Genomic DNA, 19,658 nt, shown 5'->3' on the forward strand with positions numbered 1-19,658 from the left:
GATAACAATGGATGCAGTTTTAATTATAACAATCCTGATTGTCATTGGAGCTCTGGCATTTGATTTCATCAATGGATTTCATGATACGGCAAACGCAATAGCAACCGCTGTCTCCACTAAGGCGCTTAAACCAAGACATGCAATCATTTTGGCGGCAGTCATGAACTTTGTTGGTGCCATGACATTTACTGGGGTTGCCAAAACCATAACAAAGGATATAGTGGACCCCTTCACTTTGCAGAATGGTTCTCTTGTCATTCTGGCAGCTTTAGTTGCTGCGATATTCTGGAATCTGCTGACTTGGTATTATGGCATTCCAAGCAGCTCTTCCCATGCAATCATTGGTTCGATTGCCGGAGCTGCGATTGCGGCAGCAGGATTTTCAGCTTTAAATTATCAAGGTTTTTTAAAAATTCTGCAAGCACTTATCTTTTCGCCATTAATTGCTTTTGCAGTCGGTTTTATCGTATACAGTATTTTTAAGATTGTCTTTAAACATAACAACCTTACAAAGACAAACCGGAATTTCAGAGTTTTCCAGATTTTCACAGCTGCTCTTCAATCTTATACACATGGAACAAATGATGCGCAGAAAGCCATGGGGATTATTACAATGGCGCTTATTGCAAACAACTATGTCACTACAGATGATATACCATTTTGGGTACAGTTTTCCTGTGCATTAGCAATGGGGCTCGGGACATCCATCGGCGGCTGGAAAATTATTAAAACAGTCGGCGGGAAGATCATGAAAATCCGTCCAATAAATGGAGTTGCAGCAGACTTAACTGGTGCAATGATCATTTTTGGCGCAACCTTTATTCATTTACCAGTAAGTACTACACATGTTATCTCTTCTTCTATCCTGGGTGTAGGATCTGCCCACAGACTTAAAGGTGTTAAATGGGGAACTGCACAGAGAATGCTTATCACATGGGTAATCACATTGCCGATATCAGCAACATTAGCGGGTATTGTATACTTAATCTTGAATGCAATTTTTTAATTTAAGAGGAGCGGGCTTAGCCTGCTCCTTTTTTTATCTGCCGCTTTGCTCCATTATCAGTTCATCAATGGGTATTTCAGAAAATGCCTTGTACCGCATAACCTTCTCATGAAAGGAAAGAAAACGCGTCACATCATTAGGAACAGCCACACAGTGCATTCCTGCCTGAACAGCAGCAATTGACCCATTTACGGAATCTTCGATGGCCAGACTTTCTTCCGGTTCAACGCCCATGTCTTCAAGGGCTTTTATGTAAAGAGCAGGATCAGGCTTTACCTTGTCAACATCCTCTTTTGTTTTGACCGTTCGGAATAAAGCCTCGATTCCAAAATGTTTTAAATAATGCTTAACCCACTCTCTTCCTGAGCTGGACGCGACTCCAAGCTTAAGGCCTTTTTCAATGCATTTGTCTATCAGTTCCTGAATCCCTTCTCTCAGAATTAAAATATCCCTTTGGCTCTGGAATGCTCTTTCTGTTTTTTCCTGTATAGATTTACGATTAACTTTAATACCTAATTTATCATCAATATAATCAAATAGAATATCATCTGTGGTGCCTATGCCCTTCGCAAAATCCTCCAGTCCAAGTTCAAATCCGTAATCTTCAAACAGGATTTGTTTAAAGACCTCATACCATAAAGATTCTGTGTCTACAATAGTTCCATCAAAATCAAAAATTACAGCCTTTATCATTCTGTCACCGCCCCCGAATTCTCTCCATACATTAGACGCCATTTTCCAGTTAAAGTTACTTCTGACTCCAAAGGCGAGAAACTCAATTTCCCGGCTTTTCAAGGATTCTTTTTGTAAGCTTTCGGATAACCTCAGGCAAAATGTCAAATGTATACGGTTTATAGACCCGCTCAGTCCACTTGTGGCCAGCTTTGCCATAAACACCAAGGTTAATTACAGGTATATTCAAATCCCTCATCGCCTTTAATGGAATCGGAAATAGGCTGTTCAATGCCGGAAAATTCTTTTTAAGAGATTGTATGTCCTCATCCGAACCGTCAAAAGATAAAAAGCTTCCATCCGATAAGTAAGGGAAATATTTACGCACCTTGAATGTCTCGCCTGTTTTCTTAGCCTCTTCAGCAAGAACTTCCTCCAGACAACTTTTTAAAAAGATGCCTCTTTCTGCAGTCACATCAATCGTGTTGGCAGGAAGAAAGGGTGTTCCATAGAAAAGAATCACCCTGGGTTTCTTCTCAGGGTCTGATTGGTGGAGAGCTTCTACAATATCAAAAGCAATCATTCTGGCATCAGTTTCATGAAGCGAGCTCTTTTTCCTTGCTTCTTCCATAACACTTGCCGTATCGATGCCCTTTTCTTCAAGATAGACAAGGAATTCATCTAAAGCCGTCACTTCTGTTCCCCAGTCCAGCTGTCTTTCCGGCAGCTTATTGACGGTCCGAAAGTCCTTATAGGCACCTTCCAGTCGGTGCTCAACAGCGATGGCCGCATCTTCTGCAATCATTCTAAGTTCTTTCGAAAGCTGCTTCAGAGGTTTCTCATAGAAAAAGTAATTGAAGTAAACCCTGCAGCCAACTGCCGTCTGAACGTCATATCGTTTTTTATCATCCCTCATATATAAACAGCTTGGCGGAAGCACAAGTTCTCCTTCCAGCTTCTCAGTCAGCTGAAAATTCTGGCTGATACGCGCAGTCAGCTCTGCAGCAATCAATGTAGGATCAATTCCCGCAAGACTTTCACCGGCGTGGGTCTCTCTTCCGAAAATGGAGAAACACGGCAAAATCTTGCCTGCTGTACCCGTGTAGATATACTTAGTGGCATCTCCGTCATACAATGGAGAGATAAAATCATTATTTATGGCAGCCATATATTCCAGGTCCATTTTTTCTTTCAGCCTCAGCAATTCCGAAAGGGCTGCTCTGCTTCCTTTATGCTCACCCTCCTCATCAGCGTTGAACATAACCAGCAAATTCCCGTCCAATTCGCCGGGATTTTCCGAGAAATACAGGAGATTGGCCAGATGGACAGCAATTCCGCTCTGCATATCCAATGCCCCTCTACCAAAAAGCCACTCATTGGACCGGGCATCTTCCTGCACTTCCGGATCAGAGCCGTATTGTTCAAAAAACTCCTGCAGCTTATCGGGATCATGGGCCATGCCTTGAATGGGACCAAAATCCTCTGTGCCAACGGTGTCCAAATGGGCCAGATATATAATGGTCTTTTTGCTCACCTCCCTCCCCTTGAGGAAGGCAAACACATTCTTGCGGCCCAATTCATCTCCGGGGATTTCCTGGGTCCATACTAAATGATCATTATCCTGAAAAGATGGATACGAACAGATGACTTCCTTTAGAAAGTCAGCTTTATGCCCTTCTCCATCTGAATGGTTATAGCTCTCCATCTGTACAAGGGCCTTCGTTAAATATTCGGCCTGCTGACTAAGCTTCATGGTTTTAAGATTTGCAAACATTGGCCAACCCCATTTCGTTGTCGTTTGACCTTAGTGTATAAGTATACTCTATTGATAATCAACACATTTTTATCTCGGAAAGTAAATTTCCGCAGCAGTAATAGGGAAGCTTTTTTCTATATATTAGGATGAAACAGCCAATATATAGAATAATAATATTAAGGTCTTGAAATTTTCATCAAAAACGAATATTATATTATTTGTGCTTTCTAAACGTTCGTATTTATCAATTACACATATAACCTGAAAGAAGTTATAGTTTATGGGGGACTTTTTATGTTCAAATTAAAAGAAAATCAAACAAACGTAAAGACTGAGGTCTTGGCAGGCATCACAACTTTCTTAACTATGGTTTATATTGTGGTTGTAAACCCTGTTATCTTATCTGATGCAGGTGTGCCTTTTGAGCAAGTCTTTTCTGCAACCATTATTGCAACTGTCGCAGGTACTCTATGGATGGCACTGTTCGCCAATTATCCGATTGCCATCGCACCGGGAATGGGCCTGAACGCCTATTTTGCCTACTCTGTTGTCGGCACCCATGGAAATATTGATTACATGACTGCATTCTCAGCAGTATTTATTGCTGGTATTATCTTCATTATATTGTCACTTACGCCTTTCCGGGAAAAGCTGATTATTGCAATACCGGATAATTTAAAGCACGGAATTACTGCCGGAATCGGATTATTTATCGCTTTTATCGGCTTGCGCTTAACCGGGCTGATTACAAGCCACCCAACAAATCTTGTGGCACTCGGAGACTTGCATTCTCCTCAATCCATTCTTGCGCTTATCGGTCTTGCTGTAACATTGATTCTCATGACGCTCGGGATTAACGGAGCTTTATTTTTCGGCATGATTATCACTGCCCTGATTGCCTTCTTTACTGGACAGCTTTCTTTTGAACAAGGATTTGTTTCATTGCCTTCGCTTCCGGATGGAATCATCATTTTAAATCCATTTGAAGCAATTGGAGATGTTATCCAGCACAGTTTATACGCCGTTGTTTTCTCCTTCCTGCTTGTAACGATTTTTGATACGACTGGAACGATGATCGGCGTAGCCCAGCAGGCCGGATTAATGAAAGGCAAAACGATGCCCAGAGCACGTGAGGCCCTTTTGTCGGATTCCATCGCTACTTCTATCGGTGCCATGTTCGGTACAAGTCCGACTTCGGCCTATATTGAATCTTCAACAGGTGTGTCAGTCGGCGGAAGAACTGGATTAACAACCTTAACTGTTGCAGGTTTGTTTCTTCTTTCAGCTTTCTTTGGACCTCTTGTCAGTGCGGTATCAGGTCTTGCGGCCATTACTGCACCTGCCCTGATTATCGTTGGAAGCCTGATGATGGGCAGCATTTCTCATATTAAATGGAATGAACTTGATGAAGCATTCCCTGCATTCCTGATTATCTTAAGCATGCCGCTGACATCCAGCATTGCAACAGGTATTGCACTTGGCTTTATTGCTTATCCGCTTATGAAAGTGGTAAAAGGGAAATGGAGAGACGTTCATCCCCTTGTATATTTATTTGCAGTATTATTCTTTTACCAGCTTGCGTTCCTGCCTCACTAACCGGAAGCCCCAAACTGAACCAGATCAAAAGCTTGTCCAATCCGGACAAGCTTTTTTTGCATGAAACCGCTTCTATTTCATCCCTATCCATTCATATTCTAGAAGTAAAGAATGGACAAGTTAGGGTGATAGGCTTATGTTTGAAAAGCTGCTTGTAACTTTAATAGGAAGTTTATTATTAGGCATTGGCATTAACGGCTTCCTTGTCCCCCACCATTTACTTGACGGGGGCATTATTGGCATAGGGCTGATCCTCCATTATTACTACGAATACCCCACTGGGTTGAGCATGATTGTCCTGAGCATTCCATTATATGTACTTGCCTGGTTTTATGAGAAAAAATACTTCTTCTATAGCCTGCATGGCCTTCTGATTTCATCCTTCATTATTGATTTGCTTTCTTCTTTGCGAGGGCATTTTGAGCTTTCCATATTGCCCAGCTCCATTTTAGGAGGCTGCCTGGTGGGTTTTGGGATCGGTCTTATGCTTCGTTATGAAACCAGCACAGGGGGCACAGACCTGCTGGCACAGCTGATGACAAAGCTCCTTCCTATTAACATCGGCGCTTTAATATTTGCAATTGATGGATTGGTTATTTTAAGCGGAATAAAAATAGTCGGTATTGAAAAATTCCTGTACTCGTTTATAACCATATTATTTGTGGGCGCCATGACCTCCTTAACGGTTATAAAAAAGACGGTCAAATGAAAAAAATCGACAGGTGCCAGGCACCTGTCGATTTTTCTTATGCTTCTGCTTCTATTTTTTCATTCATATCGTTATAAAGGTTTCCATCCATTTCACCTGTGACTCTGCTCGTCAGGATACCGGAGGTCATGGATCCGCTGACATTAAGGGCTGTGCGTCCCATATCGATTAGCGGTTCAATGGAGATCAGCAAGCCAGCCAGTGCAATAGGCAGGTCAAGGGCAGATAATACCAGGATCGCTGCGAATGTCGCACCGCCTCCGACCCCTGCCACACCAAAGGAGCTGATCGCTACAATAAGAATGAGAGTAAAGATAAATCCCGGTGACAGCGGGTTAATGCCCACAGTCGGAGCAATCATTACAGCCAGCATGGCCGGATAGATACCCGCACATCCATTTTGGCCAATGGAAAGGCCGAATGATCCTGCAAAGTTGGCAATTCCTTCTGGAACACCGAGTGACTTTTGCGTTTTAATATTCAAAGGCAACGCACCGGCACTTGTTCTTGACGTAAAAGCAAAGGTCAATACCGGAAATGCTTTTTTCAAATAAGTGATTGGATTTAATCCGCTTAATGTTAAAAGCAGCAGGTGAATCAGGAACATAATGGCAAGTGCGACATAAGAAGCAATAACAAACTTACCTAAATTCAAGATGGAGTCAAAGTCACTCATCGCGACTGTTTTCGTCATAATTGCCAAAACTCCATATGGTGTTAAGCGTAATATTAATGTTACAACTCGCATGATGATTGCATAGAATGCATCCACAATTTTCGCAAAGAGTTCAGCCTGCTCTGGTGATTTCCTTCTCACACCAAGATAAGCAATCCCTAAAAAGGCTGCAAAGATAACGACTGAAATCGTTGATGTTGGTCTTGCCCCTGTAAAATCAAGGAATGGGTTGGCCGGAAGCAAATCAAGCATTTGCTGCGGGAACGTTCTTCCTTCAATGCCCTGATATGTTTCTTCAAGCTGCTGCCCGCGGGCAGTCTCAGCGTCGCCTCCGCTGATTTGGACAGCCTCCAGGTCAAAACCGACAGCTGTTGCAATTCCGACAGCAGCAGCAACTGCAGTGGTACCTACAAGCAGTCCAAGGATTAGCACACTGATTTTCCCAATATTATTTGTTAATTTAAGCTTAGTAAAAGCCCCTAAAATTGAAATGAAGACAAGAGGCATGACGATCATTTGCAGGAACTTCACATAACCTCCGCCAACTAAATTAAACCAGTCTGCAGATTTGGCAATAACCTCAGCACCAGGTCCATATATCAGCTGAAGTGCAAAGCCAAACAGGATCCCTAAACCAAGCGCTGTAAACACACGCTTTGAGAATGAGATATGCTTTTTCTGCATAAAGAACAATGCGCCTAAAAGCAGAAGCATTACAATAATATTTAAAATTAAAAGTCCTGTACTCATCGGACTGAATCCTCCCCAAAAGATGTTATTATAATGACTTACTATAATACATGTATTCCTATGAGTCAAGTCGGAATTAAAATTTAAATTTTCTTATTATATATTCCATTTCGCTGCCGAATGTTCTTGTTTTTCTTTATTTTTGTGCCTAAAACCATTGAAGAACCCGGCATTATAAAAGTGCCGGGTCTGGAAAAATAATTCTTGTCTAATTATTTTTCCGGGAAAGTGCCTTTGTCTTTTCAAAGCATTGTTCCATCGCACTCATGACCGCTGAACGGAACCCTTTTCTCTCCAGTTCTGCAACGGCTTCTATTGTTGCACCTCCCGGAGTACAAACCTCATCCTTCAATTCCGCAGGGTGTCTGCCTGTTTCCAGCACCATCCTGGCTGCCCCCAAAATAGCCTGTGCTGCGAGCTCATAAGATTGATTACGGGGCAGTCCGGCTTTTACACCGCCATCTGCCAATGCTTCAATGAACATATAGGCATAAGCGGGCGAAGAACCGCTGATAGCGGGAATTGCGTCCATCATCTTTTCTTCCATAACCGCTGCTCTGCCAATACATGAAAATATTTTGATTACATCTTCCATCTCCTCAGGAGATAGTGATTCATTCGCTGAAAGAACGCTCATGCCTTCACCCACCAAAGAAGGAGTATTAGGCATGGAACGGACTGCTTTAATCTTTCTGCCAAATGACTTTTCCAGAAAAGAAAGACTTATGCCGGCCGCAATCGTTATGATAATGGCATGTGATTGGATGCAATCTTTAATTTCGTCAATAACTGCAGCATGAGCATCAGGCTTAATAGCCAGAAACAGTATATCAGCTTCCTCCGCTGCCTCACTATTAGAAAAGCGTGTTTGTATATCCCACCTATTTTTAATGTCAACAAGCGTTTTCTCCGTTTTCGCTGAAGCAATAATCTGCCTTGCATTCACCAGATCAGATTTTAATATACCCCCGATTATCGCCTGAGCCATTTTTCCGCTTCCGATAAAACCGATATTTTTATTCATTAATGCACACATCCTGTCTTGTAATCCTTTTGCTATTATACTGCAGGTATGGTTATGAAAAAATAGCACAGGGTAAAAACATAAGACCGAACCTCATAAAATACTTATTGGAGAGATTGACTATGAAAGAGATAACACAATATGCTCCTCTTCCAGACAGCTTTTACCGGCAGCCGACGCTTCTGCTGGCTGAAGCTCTTCTGGGCTGCTTATTGATCAAAGAAACTGAAGAAGGAATTGCCTCAGGCTATATTGTCGAGACGGAAGCTTATATGGGCCCGGAGGATAGAGCAGCACACAGCTTTGGGAACAGGAGAACAAAAAGGACCGAAATCATGTTTAATGAACCAGGTTTTGTCTACACTTATGTGATGCATACCCATTGCCTCGTTAATGTTGTGAGCGGTCAAAAGGAAAAGCCGGAAGCTGTATTGATCAGAGGGATTGAACCTGTCGACGGAATTGAGTTAATGAAGAAAAGACGTAAGATGGAAGATCTTAAAAACCTCACTAATGGGCCAGGTAAATTAACTAAAGCTCTCGATATAACAATAGATGATTATGGCCGCCATTTTACCAGCCCTCCTCTAATGATTGCTAAAGGAATCCCTCCCGGGGAAATCAAACGGGGAACACGAATAGGCATTGATAATTCCGGTGAAGCACGGGATTATCTCTGGAGATTCTGGATGTCCGATAGTCCTTATGTATCACGGAACAGAAAATAACAGCTATATTAAAAACGACCGGAAAGCCCCCTTCTGATTGGGTTTTCCGGTTATTTATCTGCCTTAACCTGCTTAGTTTTTTTATTTTTTCTTAAATTGGATAGGATAGGAATAACTGTGCGCTCTGGGAAGAGGTGAATGGAATGAATGCTCTATATGCTTTTTTGTGGATTTTCGCTCTATGGAAGTGGGGTGACTGGAGAAATTGGAAAATGTATTATCCCACCATCCTTTTTTACATATTAGGGGACTTTTTATATTTATATCTGCTCTCAGACTTTTATCCGATGTGGACATATGATCCACAGGGGGTCGATGAGAAGGTGAATCTTACAAATACCCATGTCAGTTTTTCCATTATGGCTGTAAAGTATCCGGCAACTATTTTGATCTATCTATACAGATTCCCTGGAGGAAAATTTATTAAGAAACTGCTTTATATCTCAGGCTGGGTCCTTCTCTATACGGTAAATGAGGTGGTTGATATCAAATTTAATCTGATAAAGTACGATAATGGCTGGAGTTTAAAATGGTCGATTCTTTTCAATACTGTTATGTTTACCATCCTTTGGGTGCACCACAAGCGGCCAGCTGCCGCATGGGGACTTTCCATTCTTTTCATCCTCTTCCTATGGAGGCAGTTCGATGTGCCATCAGCTGTTTTTAGATAAGTGTCTAATTTCATTGCAATTTGTCGATAAAAAAACAAGCTATTTTACTGGACTTTTTTTATTAAAGCGTTTATTTTACTATAAAAAGGCAATATTCTATGTATAAGTTTCAATAAATTGGAATGGGATGGTGTTACGATGGCAAACAAGAAAAATGTTAAATCTCCCGGCAAAGATCTCAATATTGGTGCGAATGTTTCATTAAACGGCCTGGTAACAGCTGTTTTTGATAATATGGTCCATGTCCAGATTGGCGCTAAGATAGTAACAGTTCATGTTAAAGACCTGTATTCCGGATTAAATAATCCTTTATTTAATAAACAGCAGGCTTAGTATCCACCATCTCTAAACATACTTCAGGAGGGGCAGCTCAAAGGCTTGCCCCTTCTGTTTTTCAGACCGTCTGTACCTGCTTATACTTCCCTGCCGTGACTGCATAATCTCCAAGCACTTGATAAGCCTTCAAATCGGATTTGTCTAATAATGACACAGCCTCTGCAGCTCCCTTAACGATCAGGGCCTGCTCTGACACTTTGCTGACGATTTCAACTCCCTCAAGGAATTCATATCCTTCAACATCACCCAATATAACCCAGAGCTGCTGTTCAGGGACCTTCTCTTCCAATGCAGCTTCCTCATATGCTGAAGGGAAATCGGCTTTGCCCACATGAATTAAATCTTCAATAATCGCACTCGCTGTCGGGAACATGCCTGCTCCAGGTCCCTGCAGACTGATATTCCCGACAATATCCGCATCGATTGAAACGGCATTCTGCACGCCTTCTACTCTGTATAGAGGATGCGATTCACCTGTCAGGACCGGCTTTACTGTACAGCGGACAGAATCTTTTTCCCTATGAATCGATGCTGCATGCTTGAATTTCAACCCCAGCGAATCAGCCAATCGGATTTGCTCAATCGTAATATCAGTAATGCCTTCTCTTACAGAGTATTCCTGTGCAGGCGCTTTCCCGAATACAAGCTCGCTCAGAACAACTGCTTTGTAAAAGGCGTCATATCCTTCGATATCATTTTTAGGATCGGCTTCTGCATAGCCTTTTTCCTGAGCGATTTTCAATGCTTCTTCAAATGATAAGTTCTCTTCGCGCATACTTGTCAAAATGAAATTGGATGTGCCATTTAAAATTCCTTCAATCCGTTCGATCCTGTTGGCATTCAGCAGCTGCCTGATGGTCTGAATGATGGGGATACCGCCGCCGACTGTTGCTTCATATCCCAGTGATACATTCTTTTCTTTTGCCAGCCTCGCAAGCTCACTTCCATGAAATGCAAACATCTCTTTATTCGCTGTAATGACATGGCATCCTCTCGATATGGCCTGGCGCAGATACGTATAGCCCGGCTCCCTGCCAACAATGGCATCAATTACGACATCAAGCTTTGGAAGCTCAATAATATCCTGAAAGTCATCTGTTAAAAGCACCTCATCATCAGGCAAAGAATGTTTATTTACATTTTTGACCAGGATAGCGGAAACCTTCACTTCTTTCCCGAGTATCGCCTGTAGCCTTCCCTGATGCTTTCTGATTGTTTCATACACTCCTTTTCCAACAGTTCCAAACCCCAATAGCCCGATCGTTATTGCTGACATTATTTATTCCCCCTGGATAAAATTTATTGTGCCTGCCGTAAAAAACAAAAAACCCCTTCCGTCCATTACAGACAAGAAGGGGTTTGAATTAATATTCCGTTCATTCCGCCTTCTTATCTTCGGAAAATGTATTCCTCTGAATTTGGCACCGTGCATGAATGCTGGTTGCCGAGGCATCATAGGGTCAGTCCCTCCGCCTCTCTTGATAAGAAGTTTCTAAGTATTCAATTTATATGAATCATAAACATTTATCAGGACTGCGTCAACCTTTTTGAAAATTATTTTCTTCAGACGCTTTCACTTTCATTGAAATCTTCTGTTATGATCTCAAGAAAATGTTTAAGGATTCTGGCAGTCAGCCCCCAGATGACCTTGTCCTGGAAATAGTAAAATACCTCTTCCGCTCTCCTTGTCTGCCAATTGTAATTTTCACCTCCGGCAATTAAATCAAAAGGAAAATTTTCTTCAGGCTCTACTTTAAAATTTACGTGATATGTTTCAGGCTTTACTTTTTTCAGAAATGAAAGGGGGACGGTAAAAACCTCTTCTACTTCATCAGGGTTCGGGACAATCTTGTCCGGGTTTTGGATAATGCCTGCATAAGGGTAAATAATTTGACCGAAGGAGATCATGTAATCCAGCGGGGAAACATTTGTGATGCTGTCTTCGCCCACACCGAGTTCCTCAGAGGTTTCACGGACGGCCGTATGCTCTTCATCCCTATCTTCCGGATCTATCCTTCCGCCGGGGAAACATACCTCCCCAGGCTGCCTTCTCATTTTAAGTGAACGCACTTCAAATAGGACATGTACCTCATTATTGATTTCAACCAGCGGAAGCAAAATAGCGAACTTGGAAAATCGCTCACTTCCCAAAATAATTGGGGTTCTGTTCCCTAACCTTTTAGCCAGTTTCTCAATCTCCATATCTGCCCACCTCCAGCAGCAATTCAATTCAGTTATTATACCTTTATCATACTGTATTCTTTGTGTTTTATTAATTTATACGGCTTGTGCCATATAATGATTCAGGACTAAACGCTATTGCATCCAGCCCTTCAAAAGCAAAAGAACGTTTCTCCGCCAGCAATTCAGGGAAATAAAAAAATATCATACTACACTGGGAGTGAAAAATATGCAGAAGAATATATTAATAGGCGGATTCGATACTCAGCAAGAGCTTAAAGAAGCCATTGAAGGTGCAGGGTCAAATGGATATCAGAAGGAAAATCTTGTGATCGTCTCAAAGGATGGCGCAAATCTTGAAAGCTTTGCAGACAATTACGGAGTGAACTTGCGGATAGTCGGTTCCCAGGAGCTGGGCAATCAGCGTTTTCTTGATTCTGTTAAAGCTCTATTCATGGGGGAAGATCCGGCCACAAGTTCAGGGATTGATCCCGATAAAAAAGATGGTACACGATTTGATGAACATGACCTGGATCGATACGCAAGCATGGTTTTTGACGGAAAATATGTCTTAATCGCTGACTATTATGGGAAATATCCAAACTCCACGCAGGACAATCAGAGAATCACTGCCGAAAACTCTGAAGGATATATGGAGAGTGCTTCAGCCCGGGAGGTTGTCCATGAATCGGATATCAAAACACTGGCAGATAAATCCGCTGATCCATGCTGTGTCAGCGAGAATCCCAGTCGTGTTCAGCATTCACATACTTCAGCAGAGATGAAAACCAGTGAAGTAAATCGGCAAGAATTGCTTACAAAAGACAGGCTTAAATAGCATCAGCCCCCTGAAAATGGGGGCTTTTTGCTGAAATAAAAAGAGAGGTTTCCCTCTCTTTAGGCATATTTCTTCTTATCCTCTTCCTGTTTGAAAAAGCTTTTCATCGCATGGAATACATCTGCTTTTTGCTTAAGAATATAATATCGGAAATCATCATTTTTGATATTTTTATAGGCGGACATCAGAGTCGAGTGGCGGTTGTACTGGTTGACCTCACCGTATCCAAACATATTGGACACCTTCATCAGGTCTTCCACCAGCTTGACACAGCGGGCATTATCAGAGGTCAGGTTATCACCGTCTGAGAAGTGGAAAGGATAAATATTAAATTTACGCGGATCGTACTTGGCATCTATCAGCTCAAGCGCTTTTCGGTAGGCAGATGAACAAATCGTTCCACCGCTTTCTCCTTTTGAAAAAAAGTCCTCTTCTGAAACCACTTTTGCTTCTGTATGGTGGGCAATAAATTCAATTTCAACTGTCTCATATTTGGTTCTCAGGAACCGCGTCATCCAGAAGAAAAAGCTTCTGGCCATATACTTTTCCCAGATCCCCATCGATCCGCTCGTATCCATCATCGCAAGCACGACAGCCTTCGAATCAGGCTTTACAATTTCATTCCAGGTCTTAAACTTCAAATCTTCCTTATAAATCGGGTGGAACGCTGCCTTGCCCTTCATTGCGTTGCGCTTGAATGCCGACATCATGGTCCTTTTCTTATCAATATTGCCCATTAAACCTGTTTTTCTGATGTCATTAAATTCAATATCCTCTACAACATTTTCATCCTGTTCTTTTCTCTTTAAATTAGGCAATTCCAATTGTTTAAATAAAGCCTCTTCAATTTCCATGAGTGATACTTCTGCTTCAAAATAATCCTCGCCTGCCTGGTCGCCTGCTCCTTGCCCCTTTCCGGGTCCTTTCTGGCTGCCGGATCCGTCACGGGCCACTACATCTCCAATCTGGCTATCTCCATCGCCTTGGCCGACATGTTTGTTTTTATCATAGTTATAACGGATTTTGTATTCATCCAATGAGCGAATCGGAATCTTTACCACTTCCCGCCCATTCGACATTACAATGTTTTCTTCCGTTATCAAATCAGGCAAATTGTTGCGGATTGCTTCCTGGACTTTATCCTGATGACGCTGCTGGTCATCATAGCCTTTGCGATGGAGGGACCAATCTTCTTGGGAAATCACAAACTGATGGTTATTGACATTCGTCATGTTAACCCCTCCTTTTAAAATAAATTTCACACATTACAGCTTTCCAACATACAATATCGCGAGTGTCAAAAAAAGATGAAACATCCCCATTTCAGCAGTCTGCCTTCATTTCATAGATTCATTTCCCGGCAGTGATTTTAATATTCATGCACCAATACAAAGAAATGTTTATTACTCTATCATATGCGGGAAGACAAAATAATTTACAAATAATTTTGACAATAAGACATTCGAAGCATCTTTTAGACAAGCCCATTTTTTATACAAAAATAAACCTCCGCGATCAGCGAAGGTTCTTGTCTTTGTTTTTATTCTGAATGGGATCCGGATATTTATCGTAATCCTCTTTTAATTCTTTATTGGTCCGCATATTTTCCATCTGCTTGCCCAGGTTTTCCATTTCTTCAATATTTTCCGCCATTGAGCTGTTTCTCGGTGTATAATCCTTATCTAATTCTTTCTTTTTCATGAATATCACCTCTGCTGTATTTATACCCCTAATTGGGCCAATCTAAACTTTTATAATAGTTCTGAAGCATAAATATGGCCAAGTGTAAATAGGATTATACAAAAGGGGGGATTTTATGAGCGAAATCCTTTGCTGCAGCTGGTGCGGTGAATTATCGATATTTGAGCGGACCGTTTACCTTGAAAATAAGCCAGTCTGTCAGGAATGCCAGAAAAAAAAGAATGAACCCGCATTAACAATAGACAAAAATGGATGAAGAGGCTTTTCGAAGCCTCTTTTTTATATTTATTAAATCTATTAATTACATACTAAAAAATAAGCCTGGCATCAATACTGCCAGGCCCTTCATTTATCGATTCAGCAAGCTTCCCACATAGCGGAGCAGTTCGTTTGCTGATGTGGAGTTATAGCCATGTTCGTCGATCAGACGTGCTACTACCTCATTCACCTTCTTCAGCTGCTGCTCATCCGGCGTTTTTGAAGATGTGGTGATTTTCACAACATCTTTCAGGTCAGCGAAGAGTTTCTTCTGGATGGCTTCGCGCAGGCGGTCATGCGAATTATAGTCAAAGCGCTTGCCTTTTCTGGCATAAGCGGAGATGCGGATGAGGATTTCCTCCCTGAATGCTTTCTTCGCATTCTCGGAGATGCCGATTTGTTCTTCGATTGAGCGCATCAGCTTTTCATCCGGACTGATCTCCTCACCGGTTAATGGGTCGCGCAGCTTCGCTTTATTGCAGTATGCTTCAACATTATCAAGATAGTTTTCCATAAGCGTTTTTGCAGATTCTTCATAGGAGTAAACAAATGCCTTTTGGACTTCTTTCTTGGCGATATCATCATACTCTTTGCGGGCCAGAGAAATAAAATTCAGGTATCTTTCCTTAAGCTCTGGAGTGATGGATGGATGCTGATCCAATCCTTCTTTAAGCGATCGCAGTACATCCAGCGCATTGATGCTTGTGATATTTTTGCGGATGATTGTCGAAGAGATCCTGTTGATGACATAACGCGGGTCAATGCCGCTCATGCCCTCATCTGCATGCTCTTTTTTCAATTCTTCCACATCTGCTCTATTATAGCCTTCAACACTCTCACCATCATACAAACGCATTTTCTTAACTAAATCAATATCGCCTTTTTTCGGATCCTTCATGCGGGTTAAAATCGTAAACATCGCTGCCACTCTTAAAGTATGCGGTGCAATGTGCACATTGGAAACATCGCTTTCACGGATCATTTTATCGTAAATCTTCTCTTCCTCTGAAACCTTTAAATTATATGGGATTGGCATAACGATAATCCTGGAATGCAAAGCTTCATTCTTTTTATTGGAAATGAATGAACGATACTCTGTTTCATTCGTGTGAGCGACAATTAGCTCATCTGCCGAAATCAGGGCGAAGCGTCCGGCTTTAAAGTTGCCTTCCTGAGTCAGGGACAATAAATGCCATAAAAACTTCTCGTCACACTTCAGCATTTCCTGGAATTCCATCATACCTCGGTTTGCTTTATTCAGTTCCCCGTCAAAACGGTAGGCACGAGGATCGGATTCTGAACCATATTCAGCAATAGTTGAAAAGTCAATGCTTCCAGTCAGATCAGCAATATCCTGGGATTTCGGATCTGAAGGGCTGAAAGTTCCAATCCCCACCCTGCGATCTTCGGAGAAAATGATTCGTTCAATTAAAACATCTTCTATGCGGCCGCCATACTCCTGTTCGAGACGCATACTATTCAATGGCGATAGGTTTCCTTCAATTCTTATTCCATACTCATCATAAAAGTCCTTGCGGAGGTGATGCGGAATTAAATGAAGCGGATCTTCATGCATTGGGCAGCCCTTAATAGCATAGACCGCGCCCCTTTCAGCGTGGGAATATTGCTCCAAACCCCTCTTTAGCATTGTCACTAATGTTGATTTACCGCCGCTGACCGGACCCATTAATAAAAGGATCCTTTTACGGACATCAAGGCGTTTGGCAGCAGGGTGAAAATACTCTTCTACCAGCCTTTCCAATGCTTCTTCTAATCCAAAGAGCTGGTTGCTGAAAAATTGGTATCGTTTTTGCCCTTTCACTTCTTCGACACCGGCATCCTTAATCATATTATATACCCGCGAATGTGCTGACTGGGCAACCCATGGCTTCTCTTTGACAATTTCTAAATACTCTCCAAAAGTCCCTTCCCATTTAAGCTTTTCTTCCTCGTGTCTGTACATCTCAATTTTTTTTAGAATATCCATAAGGACCTCCCCCTGTCGCATTATCAGAGACGATTAATATACTCTATGCGCACCTGCAATCGAACATGCGTAAACTATTGAGAAGTTTGGTTTGTACTTTTTCCGGGGATCAATTAATATTAGAATTCCTCGAGGCGTCATCGAACTGTAAAAAAAACTCCATACTTTTCATTCACAGTATTTCATTTTTGGGCTATAATAAGCTTATATTTACATGCATGCTTATTGAGATAACACTAAAGGAGGATTACATATATATGGGTACAATTATTATTATCGGTGTAATGGTTACTTTCCTTGCTGCTATTTTCACTGCCGGCTATGATGACAAGCCAGGCGTAAGCAAAAAATAAGCTGCTGATCTATTCAGCAGCTTTTTTCTTATTTCCATATACTCCTACCTTAAATCCATCTTGTTCTTCTGTACAAAATCCTTCATATACATGCGTGTCTGCTTTTCGAGCATGCCGGCAATTTGACTGGTCCAAGTGTCCTTCCGCTTGCCGCCTGTACGCTCATCATAATACTCGGAAATGATTTTATTATACACTTCCAGCTCTTGGCGGTAGGCTGTTTCATCCTGATTATACTCATTTTCATGATAAATGTGCTGAAGAGGGAGCCGCGGTTTTTTATCGTTCTTTTTAGAAGGGCAGCCAACAGCCAGTCCAAACAAAGGAATCACACGGTCTGGTGTTTTTAATAGCTCAGCCACTCCCTCCAGATTGTTTCTTATTCCGCCAATATAGCAGATTCCAAGTCCCAATGATTCTGCAGCAATGGCAGCATTCTGCGCAGCCAAAGCAGCATCAATGACAGCAACCATAAACTTCTCTGTGCTTTCGATTGATGCAATTACATTTTTATTTTCCATATGTCCGATGACTTCATGACGATGCAGATCAGCACAAAATACGAAAAAATGGCCATTTTCAGCTACATAATTCTGATTGCCTGCCATTTCAGCAAGCTTCGCTTTCTTTTCTTTATCTGTCACTCCGATTATTGAATAGGCCTGGACAAAACTTGAAGTGGAAGCAGCTTGAGCAGATAGTACAATTGTTTCAATCTGCTCTTTTGACAGAGGCCTGTCTTCAAAATTCCGGACGGAACGATGGTCCATCAGCAAGTTGGTAACTTCATTCATTACATCTCATCCTTTCCATATGTACTTTTTCATTTTACCCAGAGAAGAAAGTTTTCTCCAAAGAAAAAGGCCTGATAATCATTCAGGCCCTGTGTTTTCCTATGTTAAATGTAAGTATTCCTGCTGTCGCAGTGCTTCATAGACAAGAATGGCAGCAGTGTTGGATAAGTTAAGCGAACGGATATTATCGTTAATTGGAACCTTTAATAAGCGCTCTTTGCTGTTTTCAATAACAACATTGGGAAGACCGGTCGTTTCCTTGCCGAAAATAAAATAATAATCCTTCTCGACTTTGCTATAGTCAAAAGTGGAATATGACTTGGTGCCATCCTTCGTTAAGTAGAAGTATTCCCCATGTTCAGTGCTTTTAAAGAAATCGTCCAATGAATCATGATAAACAATTTTTACAAATTGCCAGTAATCCAAGCCTGCCCGCTTCAGCATTTTATCATCTGTTGAAAAGCCGAGCGGCCGGATCAGATGTAATGTCGTATCAGTAGCCGCGCAGGTACGGGCTATATTGCCTGTGTTGGCCGGAGTTTCCGGCTGATATAATATTACATGCAATCCCACTTTTTTCACCTCTAAAATTAAATCTGCATGTGTTATTATATCACGTTGAAATCACCATACAAATTACTGATCATCAGTAATTGTCAAAAATTTATATTTAATATTTGGTGTATAAGCTGTTGAATCTTCATAAGCCCAATAGCGCATTCGGCTGTTATAGGTGTGGGCATTGACGAGGGGCATTCCTGAAGCATCTTTGCCCGTCACGATCGTGGTATGGTCAAAGCGCCCGTCTCCCTGGAAATCATAGCAAATGACATCTCCTATTAAGAGCTGATCCGGACTGGAGACTTCCTCAGCCCTCAGCCCTGAATTTGAACTGGGCAGATACCACCGCATTGAATTCGCTACTGTCCAGCTGTAGCTCCAATTCCCGCTTCTCATCCACCAGCCTTTACCGCGGTTGGGATATCCCCTCATTGGGCCTCCGCCCACATGAAGACACTGGGAAATATAATTGGTGCAGTCCACCTCAAATTTCTTATAAGCCGGATTATAGCTGTTCCACCATTTTTCTGCATACTGTACTGCCTTCATGCGGTCATATTCATACTCGTATCTTTCTTCCTCTTCAAATTCCCGGGTTGGAAACGCTTCTTCCTTGATAATTTCTTTAAAAGGATTTTTCTCCCGGTCTTCAACAAATACTCCTTTATAGAAGTCGGCTATCCGCTCTTCAATCTCTTCTTCCAAATAAAATATGCCTTTTTGTTTAATTAGATATTTGAAGTGAACTCTATATTCGACCGGAGTCACATCTTCCTTCTCCTGGCCGACTCTGATCACATTTCCGGTTGCCTGTGCTTTCACAATCTCACCGGAGCGGCCGGAAAGAGATTCTTTCTTTTTTTCAATCTTAGGGCATGTATGAATTGAACTTCTTGAATGGGAAACGCACTGCTGCACCCTTTTCCTTAACAGCTCATGAAGCTGGTCCCTCACGCACCTCACTCCTCTCCTATTCAATACATATGAGAGGAAGCAAAGGACATTGCTTAATTTTTCGCGTAATCCTGCAGTAAATCCGTCGGGCTGGCCAGTTTCTGCGT

The 19,658-nt window shown here is 41.9% G+C and carries 20 protein-coding genes and 1 riboswitch; of the genes, 8 read left to right on the forward strand and 12 right to left on the reverse strand.

The genetic code is table 11. From position 1 onward, the window contains the following. The first annotated feature begins 7 nt into the window (after positions 1-7). The gene (locus tag ACTHRG_RS15805) at positions 8-1,006 is read left to right on the forward strand and encodes an inorganic phosphate transporter (protein ID WP_076262703.1); all 999 of its coding nucleotides are present in this window, start codon (positions 8-10) and stop codon (positions 1,004-1,006) included. Positions 1,007-1,039: 33 nt separating this feature from the next. Here the strand turns inward: ACTHRG_RS15805 and ACTHRG_RS15810 are convergent, their stop codons facing one another. Beyond that, positions 1,040-1,699 carry an HAD family hydrolase gene (locus ACTHRG_RS15810; protein WP_076262700.1) on the reverse strand — a complete coding sequence of 220 codons (660 nt, stop codon included), beginning with the start codon at positions 1,697-1,699 and terminating at the stop codon, positions 1,040-1,042. A gap of 82 nt (positions 1,700-1,781) precedes the next feature. Next, on the reverse strand, positions 1,782-3,452 hold the full coding sequence (locus ACTHRG_RS15815; protein ID WP_076262698.1) for a M20 family metallopeptidase: 1,671 nt from the start codon (positions 3,450-3,452) through the stop codon (positions 1,782-1,784). Between the two features lie 276 nt (positions 3,453-3,728). Between ACTHRG_RS15815 and ACTHRG_RS15820 the strand changes: the two genes are divergently transcribed. Continuing rightward, positions 3,729-5,030 (forward strand): NCS2 family permease, encoded by a 1,302-nt coding sequence (locus tag ACTHRG_RS15820; RefSeq protein WP_076262695.1) that lies wholly within the window; start codon positions 3,729-3,731, stop codon positions 5,028-5,030. Between the two features lie 136 nt (positions 5,031-5,166). Continuing rightward, entirely contained in the window at positions 5,167-5,739 is a 573-nt protein-coding gene (locus ACTHRG_RS15825) for a YitT family protein (RefSeq protein WP_076262693.1), read from the forward strand. Between the two features lie 37 nt (positions 5,740-5,776). On the opposite strand, the gene ACTHRG_RS15830 is transcribed toward ACTHRG_RS15825, so the two are convergent. Together ACTHRG_RS15830 and proC are read right to left on the reverse strand one after the other, a co-directional pair. After that, positions 5,777-7,165, reverse strand: a complete 1,389-nt coding sequence (locus ACTHRG_RS15830) for an L-cystine transporter (RefSeq protein WP_076262690.1) — start codon at positions 7,163-7,165, stop codon at positions 5,777-5,779. Between the two features lie 208 nt (positions 7,166-7,373). Continuing rightward, complete coding sequence (gene proC, locus ACTHRG_RS15835; protein ID WP_440231580.1) at positions 7,374-8,189, reverse strand: pyrroline-5-carboxylate reductase; 816 nt, start codon at positions 8,187-8,189, stop codon at positions 7,374-7,376. Positions 8,190-8,311: 122 nt separating this feature from the next. On the opposite strand from proC, the gene ACTHRG_RS15840 reads away from it, so the two are divergent. From ACTHRG_RS15840 to ACTHRG_RS15850, 3 genes are all read left to right on the forward strand, one after another. After that, a complete protein-coding gene (locus tag ACTHRG_RS15840; protein ID WP_076262684.1) occupies positions 8,312-8,917 on the forward strand; it encodes a DNA-3-methyladenine glycosylase in 606 nt (201 codons plus the stop codon). Positions 8,918-9,060: 143 nt separating this feature from the next. Then, on the forward strand, positions 9,061-9,588 hold the full coding sequence (locus ACTHRG_RS15845; protein ID WP_076262681.1) for a CBO0543 family protein: 528 nt from the start codon (positions 9,061-9,063) through the stop codon (positions 9,586-9,588). 138 nt (positions 9,589-9,726) lie between these two features. Beyond that, positions 9,727-9,921 carry a hypothetical protein gene (locus tag ACTHRG_RS15850; protein WP_035326689.1) on the forward strand — a complete coding sequence of 65 codons (195 nt, stop codon included), beginning with the start codon at positions 9,727-9,729 and terminating at the stop codon, positions 9,919-9,921. Positions 9,922-9,982: 61 nt separating this feature from the next. On the opposite strand, the gene ACTHRG_RS15855 is transcribed toward ACTHRG_RS15850, so the two are convergent. Next, the gene (locus tag ACTHRG_RS15855) at positions 9,983-11,200 is read right to left on the reverse strand and encodes a homoserine dehydrogenase (protein WP_076262679.1); all 1,218 of its coding nucleotides are present in this window, start codon (positions 11,198-11,200) and stop codon (positions 9,983-9,985) included. A 110-nt stretch (positions 11,201-11,310) separates the two neighbouring features. Continuing rightward, positions 11,311-11,412: riboswitch (SAM riboswitch) on the reverse strand. A 75-nt stretch (positions 11,413-11,487) separates the two neighbouring features. Continuing rightward, on the reverse strand, positions 11,488-12,126 hold the full coding sequence (locus tag ACTHRG_RS15860; RefSeq protein WP_076262677.1) for an NUDIX hydrolase: 639 nt from the start codon (positions 12,124-12,126) through the stop codon (positions 11,488-11,490). Between the two features lie 208 nt (positions 12,127-12,334). Between ACTHRG_RS15860 and ACTHRG_RS15865 the strand changes: the two genes are divergently transcribed. Beyond that, the gene (locus tag ACTHRG_RS15865) at positions 12,335-12,943 is read left to right on the forward strand and encodes a general stress protein (RefSeq protein WP_076262674.1); all 609 of its coding nucleotides are present in this window, start codon (positions 12,335-12,337) and stop codon (positions 12,941-12,943) included. Positions 12,944-13,002: 59 nt separating this feature from the next. On the opposite strand, the gene yhbH is transcribed toward ACTHRG_RS15865, so the two are convergent. Then, positions 13,003-14,175 carry a sporulation protein YhbH gene (gene yhbH, locus ACTHRG_RS15870; RefSeq protein ID WP_076262671.1) on the reverse strand — a complete coding sequence of 391 codons (1,173 nt, stop codon included), beginning with the start codon at positions 14,173-14,175 and terminating at the stop codon, positions 13,003-13,005. 283 nt (positions 14,176-14,458) lie between these two features. Further along, complete coding sequence (locus tag ACTHRG_RS15875; protein ID WP_076262668.1) at positions 14,459-14,644, reverse strand: hypothetical protein; 186 nt, start codon at positions 14,642-14,644, stop codon at positions 14,459-14,461. A 115-nt stretch (positions 14,645-14,759) separates the two neighbouring features. Here ACTHRG_RS15875 and ACTHRG_RS15880 point away from each other — a divergent pair, with 115 nt between their 5' ends. Then, complete coding sequence (locus tag ACTHRG_RS15880) at positions 14,760-14,900, forward strand: hypothetical protein (RefSeq protein ID WP_175609171.1); 141 nt, start codon at positions 14,760-14,762, stop codon at positions 14,898-14,900. Positions 14,901-14,993: 93 nt separating this feature from the next. Here ACTHRG_RS15880 and ACTHRG_RS15885 read toward each other — a convergent pair whose 3' ends face one another. The 4 genes from ACTHRG_RS15885 to ACTHRG_RS15900 form a co-directional block, all read right to left on the reverse strand. After that, the gene (locus tag ACTHRG_RS15885; protein ID WP_048011724.1) at positions 14,994-16,889 is read right to left on the reverse strand and encodes a PrkA family serine protein kinase; all 1,896 of its coding nucleotides are present in this window, start codon (positions 16,887-16,889) and stop codon (positions 14,994-14,996) included. A gap of 397 nt (positions 16,890-17,286) precedes the next feature. Further along, positions 17,287-18,036: an oxygen-insensitive NADPH nitroreductase gene (gene nfsA, locus ACTHRG_RS15890; RefSeq protein WP_076262665.1), complete on the reverse strand. Its 750-nt coding sequence runs from the start codon at positions 18,034-18,036 to the stop codon at positions 17,287-17,289. Between the two features lie 99 nt (positions 18,037-18,135). After that, positions 18,136-18,609: a tRNA (uridine(34)/cytosine(34)/5-carboxymethylaminomethyluridine(34)-2'-O)-methyltransferase TrmL gene (trmL, locus tag ACTHRG_RS15895; protein ID WP_440231583.1), complete on the reverse strand. Its 474-nt coding sequence runs from the start codon at positions 18,607-18,609 to the stop codon at positions 18,136-18,138. Positions 18,610-18,672: 63 nt separating this feature from the next. After that, positions 18,673-19,551, reverse strand: coding sequence for an amidase domain-containing protein (locus ACTHRG_RS15900; protein ID WP_076262661.1), 879 nt, complete (start codon positions 19,549-19,551; stop codon positions 18,673-18,675). Between the last annotated feature and the right edge of the window lie 107 nt (positions 19,552-19,658).

This window comes from Cytobacillus sp. SAFR-174 (assembly GCF_051964675.1).
Lineage (GTDB): Bacteria > Bacillota > Bacilli > Bacillales > Cytobacillaceae > Cytobacillus.